Here is a 24942-nt window from a genome sequence, read left to right as displayed (position 1 = left end):
CATGGGCGGCGGGTAGACTGATCCGCTATGTCTGATGGCCCCCTGATCGTCCAGAGCGACCGCACCGTGCTGCTGGAGGTCGCGCACGCCGATGCCGAGTCGGCCCGGCACGAACTGGCGATCTTCGCCGAGCTCGAGCGCGCGCCGGAGCACATCCACACCTACCGCATCACGCGACTGGGTCTGTGGAACGCTCGCGCGGCGGGCCACACCGCTGAGGACATGCTCGAGACACTCGACCGGTGGTCGCGCTTCCCCGTGCCGCCATCGGTCGCCGTCGACCTGCGCGAGACGGTGAACCGGTACGGCCGCCTGGTGATCGAGCGCGACGACGAGGGCGCGCTCATCCTGCGCTCCAGCGATCCGGCGGTGCTGACACAGGTGGCGGGGAACAAGCGCATCCAACCGCTGCTCATCGGGCATCCGAGTCCCGACACCTACGTCGTCGACGCCTGGGCGCGCGGGCAGGTCAAGCAGGAGCTGCTCAAGATCGGATGGCCGGCCGAGGATCTCGCCGGGTACACCCCCGGCACTCCGCACGAGATCGATCTCGCCGAGGACGGCTGGACGATGCGCCCCTACCAGCGCGAGGCCGTCGACGCGTTCGCGAAGGACGGTTCTGGGGTGGTCGTACTCCCCTGTGGCGCCGGAAAGACGATCGTCGGCGCGGGAGCCATGGCGGCAACCGGGACGACGACGCTGATCCTGGTGACCAACACCGTCTCGGCCCGCCAGTGGCGCGACGAGTTGCTCAAGCGCACCTCGCTGACTCCCGAGGAGATTGGCGAGTACTCCGGGCAGGCCAAGGAGGTCAAGCCGGTCACGATCGCCACCTACCAGATTCTGACGGCGAAGCGGAAGGGCCAGTACGCCCACCTGTCGCTGCTCGACGAGATGGACTGGGGGCTGATCGTGTACGACGAGGTGCACCTGCTGCCGGCGCCGGTGTTCAAGCTGACCGCTGATCTGCAGGCGCGCCGCCGGATCGGACTGACCGCCACGCTGGTACGCGAGGACGGCCGCGAAGGCGATGTGTTCAGCCTGATCGGACCGAAGCGCTTCGACGCACCGTGGAAGCAGATCGAGGCGCAGGGGTTCATCTCGCCCGCGGCGTGCTTCGAGGTGCGGGTGGATCTGCCGCCGAGCGACCGGCTGGAGTACGCCGCCGCGACCGACGACGAGCGCTACCGCCTCGCGGCATCGGCACCGGCGAAGATCACCGCCGTGCGCGAGCTGATCGACAAGCACCCCGGTGAGCGAATCCTCGTCATCGGCCAGTACCTCGACCAGCTCGAGGCGCTTTCGGATGCCCTCGGTGCGCCGCAGATCACCGGTGCGACACCGGTCGACGAACGTGAGGAGCTGTACCGGCAGTTCCGCGAAGGCGAGATCTCGCTTCTCGTGGTCTCGAAGGTCGCGAACTTCTCAATCGACCTGCCTGAGGCATCCGTCGCCATCCAGGTGTCGGGTTCGTTCGGTTCCCGCCAGGAGGAGGCCCAGCGTCTGGGCCGGTTGCTGCGCCCCAAGCAGTCGAACCACACGGCGAGCTTCTACACGCTGATCGCCCGCGACACCGTCGACCAGGACTACGCACAGAACCGGCAGCGGTTCCTCGCCGAGCAGGGGTACAGCTACACGATCCTCGACGCCCACGACCTCGCGGCCTGAGCTGTTTCGGCCTGATCGTTCTCCGGCTGGCTGGCCTGCCCCGGGCCGTGCCGGCGGATCATTCCGCCGCCGCGCCGCCGCACACCCTGCCGGTCGGCGGTGCGGACCACCAGCAGCGCGTAGCCGACGATGATCGAGGACTGCGCCAGCAAGACGACCGGTGTGCCCGAAGTCGCGTTGCCATCCACCAGCCCGATGCTGGCGAGCGCGAAGATCATCACGTTGTTGACGATGTGCATCGAGATCGCTGCTTCCAGCCCACCGGTGCGCCAGCACAACCAGCCGGCGACGGCAGCGAACACTCCGATCGCGAGCCCGCCCCACACGTCGTAGCCGTGGCCGAGCACGAACAACGGCACCGGCAACAGGATGGCGAAGGCGGGATGCCGCAGCCATGCGCCGATCAGCTGCATCAGGTATCCACGGAACACGTACTCCTCCGCTGCGGCTTGGAACGGCACCAGCAGCACGACGAGCAGCAGCATGACCGGGATGCCAGGATGTGCGAACGTCAGCTCGAGCGGCACCCCCAACGCGGTTTCGAGGCCGATCCAGATCGCGAATCCCGTCGTGAACACTCCCATTGCCAGCAACAGGGTGCGGCCAAGCCAGCGCCAGCGGATACGGCCGACCACCGAGCTGAGTAGCCCGGTGTCGCGGCCCTGGACCAGCCGCGAGGCGATGAGCAGCACCGGGAACAACATGATCAGCGGCACAAGCAGGCTCGCCACCAGCCAGGGGTTGTCGAGGTCGAAGCTACCCGTATCCGACGAGGCCATGAACGAATCAACGGCCACGCCAACGGCCGGCAGGAACACGGCAGCGATCGCCAACATCATCATGACTGTCCCGCCCAACGACACATACAGCACGATGCCGACCACCCCGGTGAGCAGCACGCGCCACCAGCGGTAGTGGGGGCGCATGCGGGCGAGTCGGTGGAACTCGACGTCGTAGGGGAAGTCGGCGTTGGCGAGCGGGACAGATGTCATGCTCTCATCGTCATGGTCGGCATCGTGCGCGCGCATCGACCGAAAGACTCACGCCCCTTCCCGGCGGATGGATCTCCCGTCGTGCGGCTCAGTCTTTCGGTCGATCCTGAGCCGTGTGCGTGCGCAATAGTGTTGAGCGGTGACCACACCCATCCCGGACGCCCGCGCTCAGCGCGCCCGCCGTTGGTGGCGTGCGATCTGGAGACTGGGCGCGGTGACCGTGCTCGGCGTCGCGGCATTCATTCTCACCTGGGGGATGGCCCTCGAAACCGCGCCGCTCGACGCACCCGAGGCGAACCTGATCGGGCTGAGCATCGTGCTCGACCTCGCCGTCGGCCCCCTGATCATCGTGCTTTATGCTCTGCGGCATCGCCTTCCGCGTGTGGCTCCCTCTGTGGGCGTCGCCCTCTCGACCTTCTCCACCCTCGGAGCGGTCGCTGCGGCCGCACTGGTCGTCACGGTCGCAGCGCGCCGTCGCTCTCGGACGACAGCTGTGCAGACGGCGCTGATCGCCGCGCTCTTCTTCGCGATCGCGGTAGCTCCCCTGCCCATCCATCCGCCCTCTGACAACGTTCCGTTCCGGGAACTCGTCATCGTCGGCGCGGTCGCCACGGCATCACTCGTGTTGCTCGGCCTGCTGGTCGGCGCACGACGCCAGCTGCAGCGGGAGCGACAGGAGCGGGGCCTCGCCGCTGAAGCCGGCCGGCTGACGCAGGCCCGCACACAGGAGCGTGCACGCATCGCCCGAGAGATGCACGATGCCCTCGGGCACCGGCTCTCACTGATCACTGTCCACGCCGGCGCTTTGGAGTATCGCCACGATCTGAGCGCGGGGCAAATCGGCCAGACCGCTGCACTGATCCGCGAGAACACCCGAGTCGCGCTCGACGAACTCCGCGTCATTCTCGGCGTCCTGCGCGACGGTGCTCCGGTCTCCCCGATGAGCGGACCGCCTCCCCAGGCCGAGGACATCACCTCGCTCGTCGAAGAGGCGAGAGCCGCAGGCGCGGTGATCGATGTCGAGGAGTTTCAGATCGACGGCATCCCCGGTGCCGTCGGCAGGAGCCTCTTCCGCATAGCGCAAGAGCTGCTGACCAATGCGCGACGCCATGCGCCCGGAGAGAGGGTCACGCTCCGATTGACGCAGCACGACTCGACGGTGCGACTCGTCGCGCGCAACGCCGTCGATGCGACCCCGCCGTCTGAGACTGAGCCGGGCGGGTACGGACTGATCGGCGTCGCCGAGCGCGCGCGGCTCTCCGGAGGCGAGTACACGATGACTCGGAATGCCGGCACGTTCGAGGTCTCGGTGGTGATCCCATGGCAGAGCTGAGACTGCTACTGGTCGACGACGAACAGCTCGTACGCGCGGGACTGCGGCTATTGCTCGACGGCAGCGAGGGCATCCGAATCGTCGGCGAGGCCAACGACGGGCTGTCGGCCGTAGAGGCGTACGCGCGAGTGCGGCCGGACCTCGTACTGATGGACGTGCGAATGCCGCGCATGAACGGCATCCAGGCAACGGCGCAGATCCTCAGCGAGGACCCGGCGGCGAGGATTCTGATACTCACGACGTTCGATGCGGATGCCGAGGTGCTCGGCGCCCTGCAGAGCGGCGCACAGGGCTACCTCCTCAAAGACACCCCACCGGTCGAGCTGGTAGCCGCGCTGCACGACGTGGCGCACGGTCGGATGATGCTCTCGCCGTCGGTGACCCGCCAGCTGGTGGGCGCAGCCACCAGCGGCCGTTCAGAAGGCCGACGCCAGGCCGCTCTCGACCGACTCGCCCTGCTCACCCCGCGCGAACGCGAGGTCGCCGAGGCCGTCGGAAAGGGCCTCACCAACGCCGAGATCACTCAAGCGCTGTACCTGAGTCTGGCGACGGTGAAGACACATGTGCGGCGGATCATGGAGAAGCTCCCCGCAGAGAATCGCGTGCAGGTGGCGATCTGCGTGCACGAGGCCGGTCCCCCGGCGGCCGACGGCTGACAGAATTTCCTGAGGTTCGTCCCCCGCACCTCCGAAGACAATCAGCCGACACCATGACGAAGTCACCATAATGGGGTCATGACTGATGCGCGCATTCTGGTCGTCGATGACGAACCGAACATCCGCGACCTGCTCTCCCGGGGTCTCAGCTTCGCCGGCTTCAAGGTGAAGACGGTCGCCAACGGCGCGGCCACCATCTCGGCCGTCCTCGAAGAGGAGCCTGACCTCATCATCCTCGACGTGATGCTGCCCGATATGAACGGTTTCAGCGTCACCAAGCGCCTCCGTGGTGCCGGATTCACCGCGCCGATCCTGTTCCTCACCGCGAAGGACGATACCCAGGACAAGATCGAGGGCCTCAACTCGGGCGGCGACGACTACGTCACCAAGCCGTTCGCGCTCGACGAGATCGTCGCCCGCGCGCAGGCGATCCTGCGACGCACGATGCAGGCCGATGAGGAGTCGCTGATCCGTGCCGGCGAGCTCTCGATGGACCAGGACACACACGACGTCTTCGTCGGCAAGATCCCGATCGAGCTCAGCCCGACCGAGTTCAAGCTGCTCAAGTACCTCATGCTCAACCCCAACCGCGTGCTGTCGAAGGCCCAGATCCTCGATCACGTCTGGGAGTACGACTTCAACGGCGATGCCGGCATCGTCGAGAGCTACATCTCGTATCTGCGACGCAAGATCGACCCGCACACCGAGGAGTCCGTGATCCAGACCAAGCGCGGTTTCGGATACATGCTGAAGGTCGGCAAGTCCGCCTGACGCCCAGCGGAAGACGGTCATGGCAAACGGATCCGATGCCGTCACCCAGTGGTGGCGGCGCATCAGCCTGCGCGCGAAGGTCACCGGCGTCACCGTCGCGGTGCTCGCCCTGGGCCTGGTGATCGCCGGAATCGGCACCGTTCCCATCCTGCGCACGGCGATGATCGACAACATCGACGCGCAGTTGCCCGCGCTGGCGACCACCGGGCAGGCCGAGCGCTTCTTCGACGTGTCGGCGGGCGACGGCGGCTTGATCTTCAATCCCGCGGCGGACGCGCCGAGGGCCACGGACTTCGTGGTCGCGTTCTACCAGACCGATGGCACGATCATCGCCGAGGCCGGCGGTCACTCCGCAGAACGCCGCCCCGTCTTTCCCGAGACTCTCACCCTCCAGCAGGCGAAGGCCCGAGAAGACCAAGTCATCCCCCTGAGCGGGCCCGACGGGCTGCAGTTCCATGCCGCGGTCTCGCCACAGCCCGCGCAGAGCGCGCCGAACAACCTGTATGTGCAGGTCGTCGCGCTGCCCTTGGAAGAGGCCGACCGGATCGTCGGCACCTACTCAGCCGTGTACACGACCGTCGCGCTCGTCACGATCCTGCTGGCGGCATTGCTCACGCGCGTGCTGGTGACGCTGACCTTCCGGCGCCTGGGCCACGTCGAGTCCACGGCCATGGCCATCGCCGCCGGGGACTTCAGCCAACGACTCACCGACCTCGAGCCGACCACCGAGGTCGGACGCCTCAATGCGGCCATCAACACCATGCTCGACCGCGTCGACAGGTCGATCGCCCAGCGCGATCGCACCGTGCAGAACATGCGCCGCTTCATCGGCGATGCGAGCCATGAACTGCGCACTCCGCTCGTGAGCGTGCGCGGATACGCCGAGCTGTACCGCATGGGCGCCATCCACGGCGATGAGGACACCGCGCGGGCGATGGAGCGCATTGAGAAAGAGGCGATCCGCATGGGCGTCCTGGTCGAGGACCTCCTCGCCCTGGCACGTCTCGACGAGGAACGCTCGCGGGAGCTGCAGATCGAACCGCTCGATCTGCGTCCGATCGCTCGTGACGCTGCTCTCGACGTGCGCGTCGCCGCCCCCGGTCGCACGGTCACGGTGATCGACACCACCGCCGACGGCCCCGTCGAACCGCACCTGCACGCACCGGTGAGCCCCGCTCCGACCAAGCCGACCCCCGCGCCGGGGCGCGCCGGCGGGCCGCTGTCTCGGCTGCGACGCCGCCCCAAGCCCACCCCGACCGAGCAGGTGCCGTCGATCGACTTCACCGAAGCGACCGATGCCCCCGTGCGCACGCCCCCGATCGTGATGGGCGAGGACAACAAGGTGCGGCAGGTCGTGACGAACCTGCTCGGCAACGCGCGCCGCTTCTCGCCGGAAGACGCGCCGATCGAGATCGTCGTCGGTGCTGACCGGCGCCGCGGCGTCGGTACGATCGCGATCGTCGATCACGGCGATGGCATCCCCCCGCAGATTCGTGAGCACATCTTCGAACGGTTCTGGCGCGCCGACACCTCGCGAGCCCGTGAGACCGGCGGTGCCGGTCTGGGACTCGCGATCGTGGCGTCCATCATCGAATCGCTGCACGGCTCGGTGCGGGTGGATGAGACCCCCGGTGGCGGCGCGACCTTCGTGGTATCGCTTCCGCTGGCCTCGCCCCAGGCGACGCCAGCGCACCTGCTCGAAGAGACGCAGCCGATTCAGCGCCTCGACCTCTGACGGTTCGTCGTGCACATTCGGCGGATGCCGGAAGTTGTGCACAGCTCCCGCGAACGGCACCTCTCGGCCCTGCCGCGCGCTTCTAGAGTCAGAAGCCCGTTGAGAGGAGAACCCATGTCCGTCTTCACCGTCGACACCGATGCGGTCAACGCCGCACACGGAGCCGCCCGCGCCACCATGGAGCGTCTGCAGAGCGAGTCCACCGCGCTGATGGCGCAACTGACTCAGCTGCAGTCCACCTGGACCGGCACCGCGGCCAACGCCTTCCAGCAGTGCGGCGAGCAGTGGCGCGGCGCACAGATGCACGTCGAGCAAGTGCTCGCGTCGATCAGCACCGCGCTCGGGTCGGCCGCCAGCCAGTACGCCGAGGCGGACCAGTACTCGGCGAGCCTGTTCCGCTGAGGCCCGTTTCAGCGGCCGGCGGGCCCGACACACAGAACGCCCCCTGCACAAGCAGGGGGCGTTCTGTGTGTGAGCCGATGGGCCCTGATCAGATCAGATCAGATCAGAAGTCCATGCCACCGGTCGGGTCAGCCGGAGCGACCGGAGCCTTCTCGGGCTTGTCAGCGACGACGACCTCGGTGGTGAGGAACAGACCGGCGATCGAGGCCGCGTTCTGCAGCGCCGAGCGGGTGACCTTCGCCGGGTCGATGATTCCCTGTGCGAACATGTCGCCGTACTCGCCGGTGGCCGCGTTCAGGCCCTGGCCCGCGGGGAGCTCCGAGACCTTGTGCGACACGACACCGGGCTCGAGGCCGGCGTTGATGGCGATCTGCTTCAGCGGTGCCTCGGTGGCGACGCGCACGATGTTCGCGCCCGTTGCCTCGTCACCGGTGAGCTGCAGGTTGTCGAGAACCTTGGCCGACTGCAGCAGCGCGACGCCACCGCCGGGGACGATGCCCTCTTCAACCGCAGCCTTGGCGTTGCGGACGGCGTCCTCGATGCGGTGCTTGCGCTCCTTGAGCTCGACCTCGGTGGCCGCGCCCGCCTTGATGACGGCGACGCCACCGGCGAGCTTGGCGAGGCGCTCCTGCAGCTTCTCGCGGTCGTAGTCGCTGTCGGTGTTCTCGATCTCGCGACGGATCTGGGTCACGCGACCCTCGATCACGGATGCCTCACCGGCACCCTCGACGATCGTGGTCTCGTCCTTGGTGACGATGACCTTGCGCGCGCGGCCGAGCAGGTCGAGCGTGGTGTTCTCGAGCTTGAGGCCGACCTCTTCGGTGATGACCTGACCACCGGTGAGGATCGCGATGTCCTGCAGCTGCGCCTTGCGACGGTCGCCGAAGCCGGGAGCCTTGACGGCGACCGACTTGAAGATGCCGCGGATCTTGTTCAGCACGAGCGTCGCGAGAGCCTCGCCCTCGACGTCCTCGGCGATGATGACGAGCTCCTTGCCGTCCTGGATCACCTTGTCGACGACCGGCAGCAGGTCCTTGATGTTGCCGATCTTCTGGTTGGCGATGAGGATGTAGGGGTCCTCGAAGACCGCTTCCTGACGCTCGGGGTCCGTGACGAAGTAGGGGTTCAGGTAGCCCTTGTCGAAGCGCATGCCCTCGGTGAGCTCGAGCTCGGTGCCGAAGGTCTGCGACTCCTCGACGGTGACCACACCCTCCTTGCCGACCTTGTCGATCGCCTCGGCGATCAGCGCGCCGATCTCGTTGTCGGCGGCGGAGATCGACGCGGTGGCGGCGATCTGCTCCTTCGACTCGATCTCCTTGGCGCTGCTCAGCAGGTCTTCGGTGATGGCCGCGACGGCCTTCTCGATGCCGCGCTTGAGCGAGATGGGGTCCGCGCCGGCTGCGACGTTGCGCAGGCCCTCGCGCACCAGTGCCTGGGCGAGAACGGTTGCGGTGGTGGTTCCGTCGCCGGCGACGTCGTCGGTCTTCTTGGCGACCTCCTTGACGAGCTCCGCACCGATCTTCTCGTACGGGTCGTCGAGCTCGATCTCCTTGGCGATCGACACACCGTCGTTCGTGATGGTGGGGGCGCCCCACTTCTTCTCGAGCACGACGTTGCGACCACGCGGGCCGAGGGTCACCTTGACGGCGTCGGCCAGGGTGTTCAGGCCGCGCTCGAGGCCGCGGCGGGCCTCCTCATCGAAAGCGATGATCTTTGCCATGAGTCTTTCGTCCCTCCCGGACGTAGGCGATGGGTGTTAGCACTCAGAGTACGCGAGTGCTAACACCCAGTTTGGCACTCGACCCATGAGAGTGCAAGCCGCGTGGCGCCGGTGCGTCCGGCACGGATCATTCGGCGGGAGAGTCTTCGGATTCGTTGGTCGACGGGGCCCCGCCACTCACGCGGTCCGTTCCCAACACGACCGTCAGCTGTGGGTGTTCGCTGTCGTTGAAGTCTGCGTAGAAGTCGCTCTGCTGCACGGCAGCACCGCCGATCACCTCGGCCACGCCGAGCGCGGCCGCCTCGTCGGCGTCGTCGACGTAGAACACCGTCGTGGTCTCGAACTCTTCGCTGGCCCTGTCACTGCCGAACACGTCGCCCTGCGCCCACCCCTGCGCCTGCAGCGCCTCCTCGGCCGCGGCAACGAGCCCCTCTTGCGAGGTCGCGTTGAGGATCAGCACACGGTACGACGTGTCGATCTCGGCCGCCGTCCCTTCCTCGCTCTGCGACGCAGAAGGCGAGGAATCCCCCGGCCCGAACGAGATGCGATCCATCATGACGAGGGCTGCGAAGATACCGGCGACGATGAGCACGAGAGCGACGGCCGCTGACCAGAGCAGCACGACCAGCGCATTCATACCGGGCTGCTCGGCGCGGTGGGCGCCGACGCGCCCCGAGCCGCGGGGGATGTCGTCGAAACGATCGTGGGGCTGCTGTGACACCCCTTGATGCTAGCGGGCGGTTGCCGTGAATCCCCAGCGAGCGCCGGGCTCGACGTCGGTGTCAGCCGACGAAGCCCCGCATCCGAGACGAGCGCTGCGCGCCGCGGGCGTCCCGTAGCCGACGGAGCCGCCGCACCAGCAGCGGGTCGAACTGCAGCGCCTGCTCGGTCTCGATGAGCCGGCCGAGCAGTTGGTAATAGCGTGCGGGGCTCATCCCCAGCTGCGTACGGATCGTCTCCTCTTTCATGCCGCCGTGCCGCGGCCAGGCCGCTTCCAGCGTCAGGATCGCGCGGTCGCGATCAGAGAGGTCTCCGAGCATGGTTTCAGGCTACGTCGCATCCGTCCCACCCTCGGCACGCCACTCCCACCAGCGCCCGAGTGGATCGGCATCGGCACACACCCGCCCGTCAAGGGCGACCGCGAACCCGCGGAAGTCCTCCACCCTGATCGGCGGTTCCCAACCGTCGTGCAGACCGGGCTGGTCGATCGTGATCCATCGGGCATCCATCCCGCCGATGCGATCGATCAGCGTCTCCCGCTCGGCGCGGGGAAGGTAGACCAGCATGCCCGGGGTGCTGATGACGAGCGTCGCGTCGGGCGGCGCGGCGGATGCCAGTTGCTCGAGCCGCTCGATCGCGTCGCCAGCCACGAGCAGCGGCGGGTCGGCTGCGACGATGTCGATGGCCGCCGCGATACGGGCAGCGCGCTCGTGCTCCCCCGGCCAGATCAGGGCATCCATCCACGCCCGGTCCTCGGGGTCGCGCACGTTGATCGGGGCGAGATCGATGCCCGCGCGCCAGACGATGCGTGGCATCCGCAGCGGCGGGAGCGGTCCGCGCACGACGCTGGTCAGTACGACCGATGACGGGCCGCCGTCGGGGTCGAGGCGCATGCGTTGCGCGCCGTCGCCATCCACGTACCGGTAGGAGTACCGATCGGGGTAGAGGCACAGCCCGGCCGCAGCACCCAGCTCGAGCAGGGCGATGCGGCCCTCGATCGCGCTGAGCGCGGGCAGCAGCGCGGCCAGACGCAAGGGCTCGTTCGCCTGCACCGTACGGCATTCGCATTCGGCGACCACGTCGTCGGCGTGCGCGAGCACGAACTCGCGCCAGGCCACGTAGCCCCCGAGGGGCGCGCCGAGCAGGCGGGTGACGGCGAACACCAGAGGTGGCTGCCGATGCTGCGGATCGATCCGGGTGAGAAGCCGCTGCATCTGCGCATCCGACGCGATCCCTGCCGCCCACTCGGCGTACATCTCGCTGCGGCCAGGCGCCTCGGCCTGGGCGAATCGGTCAAAGCGTTCACGCACAGCATCCGTCACCCCTTCATTCTCACCGGGAGAGGGCCGCCAATGCGACACGTCGAACACGACCCCGCGCCGCCAGGAACGCGCGAGAATGGAGGCATGTCGTACAGCGTGAACAAGACCGATGCCGAATGGCGGGCCGAGCTCGGCGAGGAGCAGTACGCGGTGCTGCGCAACGCCGCCACGGAACGCCCCTGGACGGGTGAGCTGCTCGATGAGAGTCGCAGCGGCCTGTACACCTGCGGTGCGTGTGATGCGGAGCTGTTCCGCAGCGGCACCAAGTTCGACTCAGGATGCGGGTGGCCGAGCTTCTACGAGTCGGTGCGTCCCGAGGCCGTCGAACTCATCGAGGACCGCACGCTGGGCATGGTGCGCACCGAGGTGCGCTGCGCTGCCTGCGGATCGCACCTCGGGCATGTCTTCCCGGACGGGTTCGGCACACCGACCGGCGACCGGTACTGCATGAACTCGGTCGCGCTGTCGTTCACGCCCGACGCATGAACGCGCGCGAAGCGGCGCTGGCGCGCACCTCCTGGTCGAAGGTCACCGAGGCGGCGCCCACGCGTGATGAGCTGGTGCCGCTGATCGAGGCCGCCGGCCGGGTCGCCGATCACTCGTCGTTGCGCCCGTGGCGGCTGATCGAGCTGCGCGGAGACGATCGTCTGACACTCGGAGCGGCGCTGGCCGAGGCAGCCGGCGACGACAAGCCGTCGACGAAACCGCTGCGCGCGTCGCTCTTGATCGCGATCGTCGCCTCATACCGCAAGACCGACAAGGTGCCTCGCTGGGAGCAAGAGGCCGTCGCCTCGGGCGTCGCACACACCCTCAGCCTGCTTCTCGATGAGGCCGGCTGGGGTGTGATCTGGCGCACGGGTGGGCTCACACGGGCCGAGGCCGTCGCGCGGGCGCACGGACTGCACGAGAACGAGGAGCTGCTGGGCTGGCTCTACGTCGGCGGGAAGCCGGAGGGCAAGAGCGCGGGACGGCGCAAGCCCGTCGACGTCGACACCGTGCTCACGCGGATGCCCGACGCTGGCCACGAAGGCGACGAGCAGCCGCCCACCTCGACGGACAAGAAGAAGTCGAAGAAGAAAAAGCACAAGAAGAAGTCGAAGAAGGACTGACCGGGTCGCTCAGCGCCGGCGGGGCAGCGCGACCACGACGGATGCCACCGCGACGACCACCATAGCGATGAGCTGCCACAGTGCGGGCGCGCCCGTGACCGGCCAGACGAGGTCGATCACGACCGATGCGACGAGTTGCCCGAGCACGCTGCCGAGTCCGAGCAGCAGCACGCCGGTGTGCGCCACGAGCCAGGCCCCGAGCAGGATGTAGACGAAGCCGAGCAGACCGCCGACGTACAACCAGGGTTCTGCGGGGAGCGCCGCGGGCATGCCGGTGACGGCGACACTGAGCCCCGCGGCGAGCGCCAGCACGACGGTTCCTGCGGTGAAGCTCATCAGCGTGGCCGTGATCGGCGACGCCGTCGCACGCGCGAGCCGCCCGTTCGCCCCCGACTGCCAGGCAATGCCGGCCCCCGCGGCGAACGGCAGCAGCAGGAGCCACAGCGGGGCGCTGGCCAGTACATCGCCGCCCAGCGAAATGGCGACGGCGGCGAGCGCGAGTGCTCCTCCCAAGACCCGACCCGGCGTGACGGCGATGACACCGGACGGCCCGAAGCCGATGCGGTCGAGCACCAGACCGTGAATGGTCTGCCCGGCCACGACGCCGACGGTGAACAGCGACACGCCAAGCACACCGGCGACAAGGCCCTGCGTCGAGACCGTGAGGGCGCCGCACATGCCTCCGAGCAGCATCCAGAACGGAATGGTTCGTGAGCGGATGCCCTGCCACAGGCGTCGCACGCCCGCGCGGGCCGATGGGATCAGCGGCACGACGATCAGCAGCGCGGTGAGCCCGACCGCGAACGACACGAACCCGGCGATGATGCCGTCGTCGAGCCGCACGCCGAGCACCCCGTTGATGCGCGCCTGTACGGCGGTCATGACGCCGATCGCCACGGCCCCGCCGAGGGCGATCCAGGCGGGCATGCGTCGGGTCTCGGTCATCCTGGCAACCTTATCCGAGCCGGACGACCGTGATGTCGGATGCCCGGTCTACGCTGAGGCCATGTGCGCGAGCTACGGGCTGGATCCGAGATTCGACGACAGCGAGTACCGGGCTGCGGTCGACGCGGCGGTGCTCGACGGGCTGCGTTCGTGGGCGGCGGGCAATGCAGATGAGGTGCTGCGCCCCACCGGCAAGAACCTGCGCAATCTGAACCCGATCCTCACCGGCCCCGACACAATGGAGCTGGCCTGGTGGGGATACCTGGTGAACGGCGCTCCGGCGAGCTTCGCGTCGATCAACACCCGCTGCGAGCGTCTCGCGGGCACCCGCGGTGCGCTCCCTGCGCGCGCGATCGTCCCTGTCTCGTACTGGCGCGAGATGGCCAAACCGTCACGCGTCTGGCAGCACTTCGCCACGGCAGGAGGGGATCTTCTGGGGCTGGCCGCGGTGACCCGCCCCGGCCGCACGGCCGACGGCGCCGACTACACCTGCTACAGCATCATCACCCAACCCGCCGCGGCGCATCTGCAGCATGTCCACGATCGCATGCCGCTCCTGATCGCCCCGGGCTTCGCCGAGGAGTGGCTGCTGACGCCGCACCCGGGCGGCGAGATCGTCGAGGGCGCGGTCGCCGCTGCGATGACTGTCAGCGAGCGGATCGAGATCACTCCCGACCCTTGCCTGTGATGACAGGCTGCTGCCACACTGGCCCCATCCCCCGTCAATGACGACATAGGAGCAAGTGATGCAGGATCGACGCCCCCCGTTCTCTCTCACCCGACGCCAATTGCTGGCAGCCGCGCCGCTGGCGGCAGCACTCCCCCTGCTGGCCACCCAGCCGGCCATCGCCGCCGGGTCATTCCCCGAGCCCGGCCCCTTCCCGCCCCGCGACGCGCTGATGACCTATGACGATGTCGTCCAGGCCCTCAGCAGCATCCAAAAGACTTCGAAGGGTGCCGTGCAGGTGCACACGCTCTCCGGGCTCGGCATCTCGCCCGGGCTCAGCGAGGCCGGGCGCGAGCTCTACGTCGCGACGGTCGGTACCGGACCGACTTCCGTGTGGTTGCAGGGACGCATCCACGGCAACGAACCGTACGGCCCCGACACACTGCTCGCCATCCTCAAGGCGGCGGGGTCCAGCGGCTCCCCGCTGTGGAAGGCCGTGCGAGAGAACCTCACCCTGCATGTGATCCCGATGTACAACCCCGACGGTTCGGAGCTGTACATTCGGCACACGGTGCTGCAGGACGGCAGCGAGCGGCGTATCGACCTCAACCGGGACTGGTCGCCGACCGGCTTCGCCGCCAAGGAATCGCTCGCCTGGTACACGTACTGGACTCAGGTCAAGCCCGACGTCGGCCTCGACATCCACCACCAGGGGCTCAAGTACGACGACTCCGACGAACCGATCACGATGTCGCTCGGGATCTCGCTGGCGCCCAGCGGCCCCACGCTTCCCGGCATCCTCGGAGGAGAGTACGACATCTCGACGCGCCGGCTGCAGGGGCATGTGTACGACGCGCTGCAGCAGTACGGCTACATCAACATCGACCGCTACAGTGTCGGGTCATACGAGATCGACATCAAGGGCGGTGTCGCTTCGGCCGTGATGCTGGGTCTGGACTACAACGGTCTCAACCCCACGGGACACAGCCACCCGATGGTGTTCTTCGAGACCTACGGCGGTTCCATCGGGCAGAAGAGCCGAGGCAAGGCGATCAAACAGAACGTCCAGGGCGTCGAGGCGCTGCTCGCGGGCCTGGCGGACGGCAGCATCTGGAACACCGACCCGATGATCTGGCACAACATCCCGCACGTCGATTACACCGGGTACTTCACCGATTCCGGCGCGGTAGGCGGCTGGCCGACGCAACCGCCGGTGGTCTGACCCCCGCGGACTCGACTGCGAGCTCAACGGAACACCGAACAGAGCCCCGGAAACACCGAGAGTCCGCCCGAACCGGCAGTGCCGGTTCGTGCGGACTCTTTTTCGTGGAGCCGACTACGGGACTCGAACCCGTAACCCCCGTATTACAAGTACGGTGCGCTACCAATTGCGCCAAGTCGGCGGACAGGTGACCGTGACAAGCATAGTCACCACGCGGCGAGTGGCCGCATCCGGCGTCAGGACGTGGGGGTGGTGGTCGGCACCGGCGTGGGCGTCGGGGTGGGCTGAGTCGCCCCGAAGTACTGGTCGCTGGCCGTGGTCAGCACGAACTGCGAGAACTCGGCCGGATCCCCCATCGCACCCACGTACGCCTTGCCCTCGACGACGACGAGCGCCTCGTTGGTGAGCTTGAGGTCCTTCGAGCCGGGAAGCGGGCCTTCCAACGCACGCGTGGTCGCGCCCTTCGCCCACTTCACGAAGTCCTGTTGCTCAATGCACTCGCGCACCTGCTTGGGGTTCTCCACGCCGACGGCGACGGCCAGGTCGGCCAGCTGCATATCAGTGCGCCCGTCGGTGTCGATCTCAGGCTGGTCGGTGAGCAGTTCGTGGTTGTAGTCGTAGAACTGATCCTGCGAGTAGGTGGCGACGCACGCGGCCGCCGAGGCAGCGCGCAACGAGTACTTGGTGCCGTTCGAGCTCGCCGTCAGCATCGCCACCGGGTGGTACGTGACAGTCACCGCGCCCTGCTCGATCCAGGTGGCGAGCTGCCGCGCGTTGGCGCGCTCGAACTCGGATGCTGCCGCGGAGAGGTAGTCCACGTACACGTGGATCTCAGTCGGACCGCTGGCGGTCTCGGTCGGGTCCGGTGTCGGCGTGGCCGTGTTCCCTGCCTCGGAGGCAGTCGCCTCCGGCGTCGGCGTGGCACCGTCGCCTGGGGCCAGGGTGACATCACTGACCGTCACGCCGTCAGCATCCATTCCGAGCGGGCTCAGCTCCGGCTTCGAGATCGAAGAGCCGACGGTGTACGCGACAGCAGTGCCGATCGAGCCCACCGCGACGATCGCGACGACTCCGATGATGATTCGTCGCATCACACGGGCTCGGGATTGCTGAGCTCGCACCTGCTGTGCTTTGTTCCGCACCGCGTCGCGCGAGTTGCGAGTGGTGGGGACGTTCGGCGTTTCGTCGCTCGACATCGTTCCTCTTGAAGATCGGGTGGGACGGGTGATCCCGCGGCCGCAAAGAAATGCGGCGTCGGGTTCGATGTTAACCAGGCAGCCTGAGAAATACCCAGATGCGCCACCGCATGCCATACTGATCTCGACCCGATGACGGGTCACGGCGGGCAGGTGCCCACCGCTTCCATCACGACGGATCGTCCGGCACGTACCTGCCGGTGAAGGAGAAACGCAATGGCAACTGTGACCTTTGACAACGCCACCCGCCTCTACCCGGGCGGCACGCGTCCGGCGGTCGATAAGCTGAACATCGAGATCGCCGATGGCGAGTTCCTCGTTCTCGTCGGCCCCTCCGGTTGCGGAAAGTCCACGTCGCTGCGCATGCTCGCTGGCCTCGAAGAGGTCAACGGCGGCCGCATCCTGATCGGCGACCGTGACGTCACCGATGTGCCGCCGAAGGACCGCGACATCGCCATGGTCTTCCAGAACTACGCGCTGTACCCGCACATGACGGTCGCCGAGAACATGGGCTTCGCGCTCAAGATCGCTGGCGTCGGCAAGGAGGAGCGTGCTGCTCGCGTGCTCGAAGCGGCCAAGCTGCTCGACCTCGAGGAGTACCTCAACCGCAAGCCGAAGGCACTCTCGGGTGGTCAGCGTCAGCGTGTCGCCATGGGCCGCGCCATCGTCCGCCAGCCGCAGGTGTTCCTCATGGACGAGCCGCTGTCGAACCTCGACGCGAAGCTGCGTGTGCAGACCCGTACCCAGATCGCATCGCTGCAGCGCCGCCTGGGCGTCACCACCGTCTACGTGACGCACGACCAGACCGAGGCGCTCACGATGGGTGACCGCATCGCCGTGCTGAAGGACGGCCTCCTGCAGCAGGTCGGCACGCCGCGCGACCTGTACGAGACTCCGAGCAACGTCTTCGTCGCCGGCTTCATCGGCTCGCCCGCCATGAACCTCTTCGAAGTCCCCCTCACCGAGGGCGGCGTGCAGTTCGGCACCAAGTCGGTCGCCACTGAGACGGCAGCCGTCACCAAGGCGCACGGTTCCACCGTTACGGTCGGCATCCGCCCCGAAGACATCATCGTCGCTCCCGAGGACGGCCTCGGCCTGACCGTCACGGTCGACCTCGTCGAGGAGCTCGGCGCCGACGGATACCTCTACGGCCACACCGAGATCAACGGCAAGCGCACCGACCTGGTCGCACGCGTCGACGGCCGTCGTCACCCGATGGCCGGCGACACCGTGGTGCTTGCCCCCATCCCGGGTCACGTGCACCTGTTCGACATCGAGACGGGTGAGCGTCTCAACGAGCAGCCGGTCCTCTCGGCCTGACATCCCACATCCGACGGCGCGGGCCGACCTCCGGGTCGCCCGCGCCGTCGTCGTCCCGGCGGCCACGTCGAGAGATCGGCATCGGAGGATGCATGAACACGACCGAATCCTTGCGCATCACCGCCAGCACGGTCGACCCCGGCCTGCTGTCGCTACCGTGGTCGACGCCGCTCGGGAAGTGGCCGTCCGAGCACATCGTCTCGCTCCCCAAGGGTCTCTCACGCCATCTGGTGCGCTTCGCCGACCTTTCGGGCAAAGTCGTGGCGGTCAAGGAGACCACCGACGAGATGGCGCGTCGCGAGTACGAGATGCTGGGCAGCCTCGCCAAGCTCGATGTGCCGTGCGTGAGTCGCGTCGCCGTTATCGCGGGACGCACGGATGCCGATGGCAAGCCGCTCCCCGCCGCGCTGGTCACGTCGCACCTGCGGTTCTCGATGCCGTACCGTTCGCTGTTCACGCAGCTGCTGCGTCCCGACACGGCCACGCGTCTGGTCGATGCGCTCGCGCTGCTTCTGGTGCGCCTGCACAACGTGGGCTTCTACTGGGGCGATGTCTCGCTCTCGAACACCCTGTTCCGCCGCGATGCCGGCGCGTTCGCCGCCTATCTGGTGGATGCCGAAACCGGAGAGCTGCACGAAGAGGGCCTTACCGACGGTCAGCGTGCATACGACCTGGATCTCGCCCGGACGAACATCGCGGGCGAGATCATGGATCTCGCCGCGGGCGGCCGGCTCGAGCACGGCATGGATGCGCTCGAGATCGCTGATGGCATCGTCTCGTCGTACCGATCGCTGTGGGCGGCGTTGACCGACGAGGAGTCGTTCTCGGTCGGAGAGACCTGGCGGATCACAGAGCGGGTCGAGAAGCTGAACGCCCTCGGTTTCGACATCGACGAGATGTCGATGGTGGCCACTCCCGACGGTACGTCGGTGCGGATCCAGCCGAAGGTGGTGGATGCCGGTCACCACCAGCGTCGCCTGCTGCGCCTGACCGGGCTGGACGTCGAGGAGAACCAGGCGCGCCGACTGCTCAATGACCTCGATGAGTTCCGGGTGCGGTCGAAGAAGCACCTCGCGGACGAGGAGATGTACGCCCACGAGTGGCTCACGCGAGTCTTCGAGCCGGTGGTGCGCGCAATCCCCTACGACCTGCGTGCCAAGCTCGAGCCCGCTGAGGTGTATCACCAGGTGCTCGAACACCGCTGGTACCTGTCGCAGGCGCAGGGGCGGTCCGTGCCCCTCGCCGAGGTGCTGACCAGCTACATCAACGAGGTGCTGCGGCACCGCCGCGATGAGGCCACGATCATGGGCCCGCCCACCGAGACCATGGGACTCCCCGTGGTGACCGGCGCTGTCGCCGTCTCACCCGAGACCGCGGCGATCAACTGGCGCGACCTGGTCTAGGCGGGCTCCGCACTAATACCCGACGGTGAACCGCCCCCGGTGGTGCTTCGGCGTCTCGACCTCGTCGATGACGGCGATCGCGAAGTCGGCGCCCGAGATCGTGGACGTGCCGTCCTCGGCGCGCACGACGACGTCGCCGCCGTCGCGGTAGCGTCCGGTGCGCTCACCTTTTGCCCACGGCCCGAACACCTCAGCGGGGTGGATGAAGAACCAGTCCAGATTCTCGTCCGAGCGCTGCAGCAGGTCGAGCGAGTCGATGCCGACCTGCGCCTCGTGCTTGTACTCGTCCGGGAAACCCTGATCGAAGAGCCGCGGCCCGCCAGGAGCGACCAGGCTGCCGCCCGCTCCACCGACGACGCCCAGGCGCGTACCGGTGCCGGTCAGGCTGGCTACGAGCCCTTCGAGCGCGTCGAGCACGGCATCCTGCATGTCGCCCCGCGGCGAGAGCGCCGAGACGACGGCATCCGCTCCGTCGAAGACGTCGCCCAGCGCGGCCGGGTCAAGCACAGAGCCCCGCGCATAGCGGACGCCGTCGACAGGGGCATCCGGCATCGATCGCGAGACCGACACGATCTCGTGTCCTCGGCGCACCCCCTCACGGACGATGTGCGATCCGGCGTAGCCGGTTCCTCCGATGACGACGATGCGAGCCATGTGGGGCCTCTCCGATGCGGTGCGTATTGAGTGCCGCCCGCTGCGGGCGGCACTCAGTACAAGCGTCGAACGGTCTCCGTCATTCCGCGGCGCGGATGGTCGACACCTGGTACAGGGCGACGGATGCGGCGATGCCGGCGTTCAACGACTCGGTCGCGGCCGAGATCGGGATCGACACGATCTGATCGCACGTCTCGGTGACCAGGCGCGAAAGGCCCTTGCCCTCGGAGCCGACGACGATGACGACCGGACGGTCGGCGAGCTCGAGCGCGGGCAGCGCCACGTCTCCCCCGCCGTCCAGGCCCAGCACGAACACGCCCTGCTTCTTGAACTCCTTGAGCTGCGTGGTCAGGTTCGCGGCGAGAGCGACGGGCAGGCGCGCGGCCGCACCGGCGCTGGTCTTCCACGCAGCCGAGTTGACGCTCGCCGAGCGACGCTGCGGCAGGATGATGCCGTGGCCGCCGAACGCCGCGGTCGAGCGGATGATCGCGCCGAGGTTGCGCGGGTCGGTGATGCCGTCCAGCGCAATGAACAGCGGGGTCTGACCGCGATCGATGACCTGCTCGAGCAGGTCCTGCGGGTGCGCGTACTCGTACGGCGGCACCTTCAGCGCGACGCCCTGGTGCACGCCGTCGAACCCTGCCATGCGGTCGAGCTCCTGCCGGGTGACCTCGAGGACGGGGATCTCTCGGTGACGGGCGATCGCGAGCATCTCCTTGACCCGGTCGTCCATCTCGACGCGCTGGGCGATGTAGAGCGTGGTCGCGGGGATCTTGGTGCGCAGCGCCTCGAGCACCGAGTTGCGGCCGGTGACCGTCTCGGTGTCATCGGAGGACTTCGCGCGCGCCTGACGGTTCACGTCGTTGCGCTGCGGCTTGCCTCCGGGACGCCCCTTACCGCCGGCCGCGGCGAAGCGCTCCTGGGCGGCCTTGCGCTTTCCGGCGACGTGCCAGGCTCGGTCCTCGGCCTTGGGTGTGGGCCCGCGGCCCTCGAGCGCCTTGCGGCTGTGCCCTCCGGTGCCCTTGGTGGCACCCTTCTTCTTGCTGTTGCCCGCTCCGGGGCGCTGAGGCTTAGCCATCGATACTCCAATGTGTTCCGTCTGGAGTGTCCTCCAGAGTGATTCCTGCTGCCGCGATCGCATCGCGGATGCGATCGGCTGCGGCCCAGTCCTTGTCTGCGCGCGCCTGCGCGCGCTGCGTGATCATCGTCTGCACCAGCGTGTCGAGCGCGGATGCCGTCGCGCCGTCGTCGCCGGTGGTGGATGCCGTTGGCGCCAGGCCCAGCACGTCGGTCATCCCTGAGACGGCCGCGAATGCCCGCGCCGCGGCATCGCGGTCGCCGACGTCGAGCGCGGAGTTGCCGGCTCGCACTGTCTCGTGCAGCACGGCGAGCGCTTGCGGTACGCCGAGGTCGTCATCCATCGCGGCTACGAACTGCGCCGGGATCTTCGGCGCAACGGCGAAGAAACCTCCGCCTGCGAAGATCGGCCCCTGCTCACCCGCACCGCTGACCGCACGTGCGTACCGCTCGCGGAAGCCTTCGACGCGCCCGAGTGCGGCCTCGGCTTCCGCAAAAGATGATTCCGACAGGTCGAGGCTCGAGCGGTAGTGCGCGGCGGCGAGTGCGTAGCGGACGACCAGCGGATCGTGCTTCGCGAGCACATCCGACGCCAGGGTGAAGTTGCCGAGCGACTTCGACATCTTCTGGCCGTCGACGTTTACCAGGCCGTTGTGCACCCAGTAACGGGCGAATCCGTCACCGGCCGCGGTCGACTGGGCGAGCTCGTTCTCGTGGTGAGGGAAGCGCAGGTCGAGTCCGCCGCCATGGATGTCGAACTCGGCGCCGAGGTACCGGCGCGCCATCGCCGAGCACTCGATGTGCCATCCGGGGCGTCCGGCGCCCCAGGGCGATGCCCAGGTGGCATCCGACTGCTCTTCGGCTTTGGCGCCCTTCCAGAGGGCGAAGTCCTGAGGGTTGCGCTTGCCGCGCGGGTCGGCGTCGGCGGCCGCTTCCATGTCGTCGATGCGCTGACGTGTGAGCTCGCCGTAGGCGGGCCAGGAGCGCACGTCGAAGTACACGTCGCCCGATCCGTCGGATGCCGGGTACGCGTGACCGCGCTCGATGAGCGTCGCGATCAGCTCGTGCATCTGCGGGATGAAACCGGTCGCGCGCGGTTCGTAGGTCGGCGGCAGAATGCCGATCGCGGCGTAAGCGTCCGAGAACTCCTGCTCCATGCGGTAGGCCAGCGCCCACCACGGCTCGTCATCGGTAGCGTTCGCGAGCACCTTGTCGTCGATGTCGGTGACGTTGCGCACGAAGGTCACCCGGCCGTACCGGTACTCCAGCCAGCGGCGCAGCAGATCGAAGCTGAGAGCTGCGCGGACGTGACCGATGTGGGGGCCGGACTGCACGGTGGGTCCACACACGTAGATCGTCACGTTCGAGGCATCGAGCGGAACGAAATCGCGCAGCTGCTGCGCGCGGGTGTCATGGAGCCGGAGAGTCACCTCCCTAGCGTACCGGGGTGCACCTGGAGCACAGCCGTCGATCGGAGATCTGCAGTTCTTCGGACACTCTGGCCGGAGGCGTCCGACGTTGCGCAGAACTCCGCAGAGCGGATGCTGTCAGCGGGTCGGCACGACCAGCGCGACGGCCGTCACCGCGATGCCCTCGCCACGGCCCGTGAACCCCAGGCCGTCGGTGGTGGTGGCCGCGACACTCACCGGCGCCCCGCCGAGCGCGGCCGACAGCGCGGCCTCCGCCTCGAGACGTCGTGCGCTGAAGCGGGGACGGTTGCCCTGGAACTGCACGGACACGTTGCCGATCGCGAAGCCGGCCTCAGCGAGCATCTCGGCGGTACGGGCGAGGAACACGTCGGCGTGCGCTCCGGCGTACTCGGGGTGCGCGGTGCCGAAGTGCTGGCCGATGTCACCGAGTCCCGCGGCGCCGAGCAGCGCGTCGACGATGGCGTGCGCCACGGCGTCGCCGTCGGAGTGCCCGGACAACGGCTGTTCTCCCGGCCACTCCAGACCGGCCAGCCAGAGGTTGCCGTCACCACCGAAGGCGTGCACATCGGTGCCGACGCCCACCCGGGGCAACGAGGGGTTCGCGGGGGTGTCGGCGAGCAGCATTCGTGCCCTCTCCAGATCGGCGGGTGTGGTGATCTTGAAAGCGCGTGCCGAGCCGGCGATGCGCTGCACAGCGCCCCCGGCCGCGGCGAACAATGCGGCATCGTCGGTGTAGTCGATGCCATCCGCCTCGGCGTGCGCATAGGCGGATTCGAGGGCCGCGCGCGGAAAACCCTGAGGAGTCTGAGCGGCCGCGAGCACCGACCGATCGACTCCACCCACGATGACATCGCCGTCGACCTGTTTGAGCGTATCGATCACTGCCAGTGCCGGGATGATCCCCGCATCCGACACCGCGGCCACGACCGCGTCGATCTGCGCGGCGGGCGTGAGAGCGCGGGCGGCGTCGTGCACGAGCACCGTCTCAACCGTACGGTCAAGGGCCGCGATCCCGGCGGCGACCGACTGCTGGCGCGTCTCACCGCCCGTCACGACAGTCGTCCGCCAGCCTCGATCGCGATTGGCATCCGCCAGTGCGTCCGCCGCGGTCTGCTCGTGACCGGCCGGTGCGACGACGATCACCTGTGCCGGCTGCGCCGCAAACACGCCATCGAGTGCGTGCCGCAAGATCGAGCGTCCATCGAGCGCGACCAGCGCCTTCGGCGCGCCGGCGTCGAGTCGCGTGCCGGAGCCTGCTGCGACGACGATGATCGCGGTGCGAGGAGAGGTGTGCACAGTCACGCTCACACGTTACCCGCCCCGCCGCAGGCCACAGACGCGAAGAGGACGGATGCCCATGGCATCCGTCCTCTTTCCGACTCCGGTCGGTCTCACATCACGAGGCGAGCACCTCGTCGAGCAGAGCGCCCGCCTTGTCCTCGTCGATCTTCTCGGCGAGGGCCAGCTCCGAGACGAGGATCTGGCGAGCCTTCGCCAGCATCCGCTTCTCGCCGGCCGACAGGCCGCGGTCCTGATCGCGGCGCCACAGGTCGCGCACGACCTCGCTGACCTTGATGACGTCCCCCGACGCCAGCTTCTCGAGGTTCGCCTTGTAGCGGCGGGACCAGTTCGTGGGCTCTTCAGTGAACGGGGCACGCAGAACCTCGAACACGTGGTCGAGGCCCTCCTGGCCGATCACGTCACGCACGCCGACGAGGTCGACGTTCTCAGCGGGAACCTCGATGATCAGGTCGCCCTGAGTGACATTGAGCTTCAGGTACTTCTTCGTCTCGCCCTTGATCACGCGGTCCTTGACCTCGATGATCGTTGCGGCTCCGTGGTGCGGATAGACGACGGTTTCGCCAACCTCAAAAAGCATAAAAACGTGTCCTTTCGGCAATCTCCAGGATACCACAGCGACTATGTACTAGAGTTCGCGCCGACGTGCGCGAACCGATCCGGCGGTCAGGTCCTGAACCGCGGCGCACGACCCACTAGACTGATCCTCGACACCCGTCGCATCTCAGGAGGATCCGTGAACTCGCGCTCTGCTGCGTCCATCGCCTCGCGTCTCGTCGCCGCTGTCGCTTTGGGCGCCGTCGTCGCGCTCGGCACCACTGGCTGCACGTTCATGACGAACCAGGCCACGACCATCGACTACTCGCCGTCCGACGGCGTCAACGTCGACGCGACCGGCGGCGACATCGTCGTCCGCAACGCGATGGTCATCGCCACCGAAGACGGCTCAACCGGCAACCTCGTCGCCGCGTTCGTCAACACCGGCGACAAGAGCGGACGGGTGAACATCGACATCGCCGGCACCATGCTGACCGTGCGGGTTCCCGCGGGCGACTCCGTCAGCCTCGGCGCCGACAAGGATCCGCTGCCGATCGACGGTCTGAACGTCATGCCCGGCTCCAACATCGAGGCGCTCTTCGTCTCTGGAGACGGCGAGGCCACAGCCACCGAGATTCCGGTGCTCGACGGCACCCTGCCCGAGTACTCCGACCTGGTGCCCAGCGCCGGCGAGTGACTTCCGCGCTCCGCGCGAACGACAGAAGAGGCCGATCCCGAATGGGATCGGCCTCTTCTGCGTGAGT

General features: G+C 67.9%; 25 protein-coding genes and 1 tRNA gene. 13 read left to right on the top strand and 13 right to left on the bottom strand.

Going from position 1 to position 24942, the window contains the following annotated elements:
* The first annotated feature begins 27 nt into the window (after window positions 1-27).
* Window positions 28-1668, top strand: coding sequence for a DNA repair helicase XPB (locus tag JF543_RS12695; protein ID WP_206824599.1), 1641 nt, complete (start codon window positions 28-30; stop codon window positions 1666-1668).
* Here JF543_RS12695 and JF543_RS12690 read toward each other — a convergent pair.
* Entirely contained in the window at window positions 1632-2660 is a 1029-nt protein-coding gene (locus JF543_RS12690) for a CPBP family intramembrane glutamic endopeptidase (protein ID WP_206821994.1), read from the bottom strand. The two genes, JF543_RS12695 and JF543_RS12690, sit on opposite strands and share 37 nt — an antisense overlap.
* Before the next feature lie 139 nt (window positions 2661-2799).
* Here JF543_RS12690 and JF543_RS14555 point away from each other — a divergent pair, with 139 nt between their 5' ends.
* The 5 genes from JF543_RS14555 (at window position 2800) to JF543_RS12665 (ending at window position 7557) form a co-directional block, all read left to right on the top strand.
* Entirely contained in the window at window positions 2800-3993 is a 1194-nt protein-coding gene (locus tag JF543_RS14555; protein WP_206824597.1) for a histidine kinase, read from the top strand.
* Window positions 3981-4649, top strand: a complete 669-nt coding sequence (locus JF543_RS12680) for a response regulator (RefSeq protein WP_206821990.1) — start codon at window positions 3981-3983, stop codon at window positions 4647-4649. The genes JF543_RS14555 and JF543_RS12680 overlap by 13 nt, the downstream gene beginning before the upstream one ends.
* A 78-nt stretch (window positions 4650-4727) precedes the next feature.
* Window positions 4728-5420, top strand: a complete 693-nt coding sequence (locus tag JF543_RS12675) for a response regulator transcription factor (protein WP_179410216.1) — start codon at window positions 4728-4730, stop codon at window positions 5418-5420.
* A gap of 19 nt (window positions 5421-5439) precedes the next feature.
* Window positions 5440-7155 (top strand): sensor histidine kinase, encoded by a 1716-nt coding sequence (locus tag JF543_RS12670; RefSeq protein ID WP_206824595.1) that lies wholly within the window; start codon window positions 5440-5442, stop codon window positions 7153-7155.
* Window positions 7156-7269: 114 nt separating this feature from the next.
* The gene (locus JF543_RS12665) at window positions 7270-7557 is read left to right on the top strand and encodes a WXG100 family type VII secretion target (RefSeq protein ID WP_179410214.1); all 288 of its coding nucleotides are present in this window, start codon (window positions 7270-7272) and stop codon (window positions 7555-7557) included.
* A gap of 103 nt (window positions 7558-7660) precedes the next feature.
* Here JF543_RS12665 and groL read toward each other — a convergent pair whose 3' ends face one another.
* From groL to JF543_RS12645, 4 genes are all read right to left on the bottom strand, one after another.
* Entirely contained in the window at window positions 7661-9277 is a 1617-nt protein-coding gene (gene groL / locus JF543_RS12660) for a chaperonin GroEL (RefSeq protein ID WP_206824593.1), read from the bottom strand.
* 127 nt (window positions 9278-9404) lie between these two features.
* Window positions 9405-9998 carry a LytR C-terminal domain-containing protein gene (locus JF543_RS12655; RefSeq protein ID WP_347401161.1) on the bottom strand — a complete coding sequence of 198 codons (594 nt, stop codon included), beginning with the start codon at window positions 9996-9998 and terminating at the stop codon, window positions 9405-9407.
* Window positions 9999-10059: 61 nt separating this feature from the next.
* Entirely contained in the window at window positions 10060-10317 is a 258-nt protein-coding gene (locus JF543_RS12650) for a DUF3263 domain-containing protein (RefSeq protein ID WP_179410212.1), read from the bottom strand.
* Between the two features lie 9 nt (window positions 10318-10326).
* A complete protein-coding gene (locus JF543_RS12645) occupies window positions 10327-11319 on the bottom strand; it encodes a DUF2332 family protein (protein WP_206824591.1) in 993 nt (330 codons plus the stop codon).
* Between the two features lie 84 nt (window positions 11320-11403).
* Here JF543_RS12645 and msrB point away from each other — a divergent pair, with 84 nt between their 5' ends.
* Together msrB and JF543_RS12635 are read left to right on the top strand one after the other, a co-directional pair.
* Complete coding sequence (gene msrB / locus JF543_RS12640) at window positions 11404-11805, top strand: peptide-methionine (R)-S-oxide reductase MsrB (RefSeq protein WP_206551598.1); 402 nt, start codon at window positions 11404-11406, stop codon at window positions 11803-11805.
* Window positions 11802-12428, top strand: a complete 627-nt coding sequence (locus tag JF543_RS12635; protein WP_206824589.1) for a nitroreductase family protein — start codon at window positions 11802-11804, stop codon at window positions 12426-12428. Before msrB ends, JF543_RS12635 begins: the two co-directional genes overlap by 4 nt.
* A gap of 9 nt (window positions 12429-12437) precedes the next feature.
* Here JF543_RS12635 and JF543_RS12630 read toward each other — a convergent pair whose 3' ends face one another.
* Window positions 12438-13373, bottom strand: a complete 936-nt coding sequence (locus JF543_RS12630) for a DMT family transporter (RefSeq protein ID WP_206824587.1) — start codon at window positions 13371-13373, stop codon at window positions 12438-12440.
* A 61-nt stretch (window positions 13374-13434) separates the two neighbouring features.
* Between JF543_RS12630 and JF543_RS12625 the strand changes: the two genes are divergently transcribed.
* Window positions 13435-14061 carry an SOS response-associated peptidase family protein gene (locus JF543_RS12625; protein ID WP_206821977.1) on the top strand — a complete coding sequence of 209 codons (627 nt, stop codon included), beginning with the start codon at window positions 13435-13437 and terminating at the stop codon, window positions 14059-14061.
* Window positions 14062-14119: 58 nt separating this feature from the next.
* Window positions 14120-15262: a M14 family zinc carboxypeptidase gene (locus JF543_RS12620; RefSeq protein ID WP_206824586.1), complete on the top strand. Its 1143-nt coding sequence runs from the start codon at window positions 14120-14122 to the stop codon at window positions 15260-15262.
* Between the two features lie 105 nt (window positions 15263-15367).
* On the opposite strand, the gene JF543_RS12615 is transcribed toward JF543_RS12620, so the two are convergent.
* Together JF543_RS12615 and JF543_RS12610 are read right to left on the bottom strand one after the other, a co-directional pair.
* A tRNA-Thr gene (locus tag JF543_RS12615) sits at window positions 15368-15443 on the bottom strand.
* A 55-nt stretch (window positions 15444-15498) separates the two neighbouring features.
* On the bottom strand, window positions 15499-16353 hold the full coding sequence (locus JF543_RS12610; RefSeq protein WP_347401160.1) for a DsbA family protein: 855 nt from the start codon (window positions 16351-16353) through the stop codon (window positions 15499-15501).
* 321 nt (window positions 16354-16674) lie between these two features.
* Between JF543_RS12610 and JF543_RS12605 the strand changes: the two genes are divergently transcribed.
* Window positions 16675-17778, top strand: coding sequence for an ABC transporter ATP-binding protein (locus JF543_RS12605; RefSeq protein ID WP_179410204.1), 1104 nt, complete (start codon window positions 16675-16677; stop codon window positions 17776-17778).
* Between the two features lie 92 nt (window positions 17779-17870).
* A complete protein-coding gene (locus JF543_RS12600; protein ID WP_179410203.1) occupies window positions 17871-19181 on the top strand; it encodes a DUF4032 domain-containing protein in 1311 nt (436 codons plus the stop codon).
* A gap of 12 nt (window positions 19182-19193) precedes the next feature.
* Here the strand turns inward: JF543_RS12600 and JF543_RS12595 are convergent, their stop codons facing one another.
* From JF543_RS12595 to JF543_RS12575, 5 genes are all read right to left on the bottom strand, one after another.
* On the bottom strand, window positions 19194-19835 hold the full coding sequence (locus tag JF543_RS12595) for an NAD(P)-dependent oxidoreductase (protein WP_206821971.1): 642 nt from the start codon (window positions 19833-19835) through the stop codon (window positions 19194-19196).
* Window positions 19836-19914: 79 nt separating this feature from the next.
* The gene (gene rlmB, locus JF543_RS12590; protein ID WP_179410201.1) at window positions 19915-20913 is read right to left on the bottom strand and encodes a 23S rRNA (guanosine(2251)-2'-O)-methyltransferase RlmB; all 999 of its coding nucleotides are present in this window, start codon (window positions 20911-20913) and stop codon (window positions 19915-19917) included.
* A complete protein-coding gene (cysS, locus tag JF543_RS12585) occupies window positions 20906-22342 on the bottom strand; it encodes a cysteine--tRNA ligase (RefSeq protein WP_206824585.1) in 1437 nt (478 codons plus the stop codon). The genes rlmB and cysS overlap by 8 nt, the downstream gene beginning before the upstream one ends.
* A gap of 117 nt (window positions 22343-22459) precedes the next feature.
* Entirely contained in the window at window positions 22460-23644 is a 1185-nt protein-coding gene (ispD, locus tag JF543_RS12580; protein ID WP_179410199.1) for a 2-C-methyl-D-erythritol 4-phosphate cytidylyltransferase, read from the bottom strand.
* 94 nt (window positions 23645-23738) lie between these two features.
* Entirely contained in the window at window positions 23739-24221 is a 483-nt protein-coding gene (locus tag JF543_RS12575; protein ID WP_179410198.1) for a CarD family transcriptional regulator, read from the bottom strand.
* Window positions 24222-24377: 156 nt separating this feature from the next.
* Between JF543_RS12575 and JF543_RS12570 the strand changes: the two genes are divergently transcribed.
* The gene (locus JF543_RS12570) at window positions 24378-24875 is read left to right on the top strand and encodes a DNA modification methylase (RefSeq protein ID WP_347401159.1); all 498 of its coding nucleotides are present in this window, start codon (window positions 24378-24380) and stop codon (window positions 24873-24875) included.
* Window positions 24876-24942 lie beyond the last annotated feature (67 nt).

It is taken from the genome of Microbacterium esteraromaticum, from assembly GCF_017303215.1.
In the GTDB taxonomy this organism is placed as follows: Bacteria; Actinomycetota; Actinomycetes; order Actinomycetales; family Microbacteriaceae; genus Microbacterium; species Microbacterium esteraromaticum_C.
The sequence above is the reverse complement of the archived record's forward strand: the minus strand, read 5'-3'. Positions and strand labels throughout refer to the sequence as shown.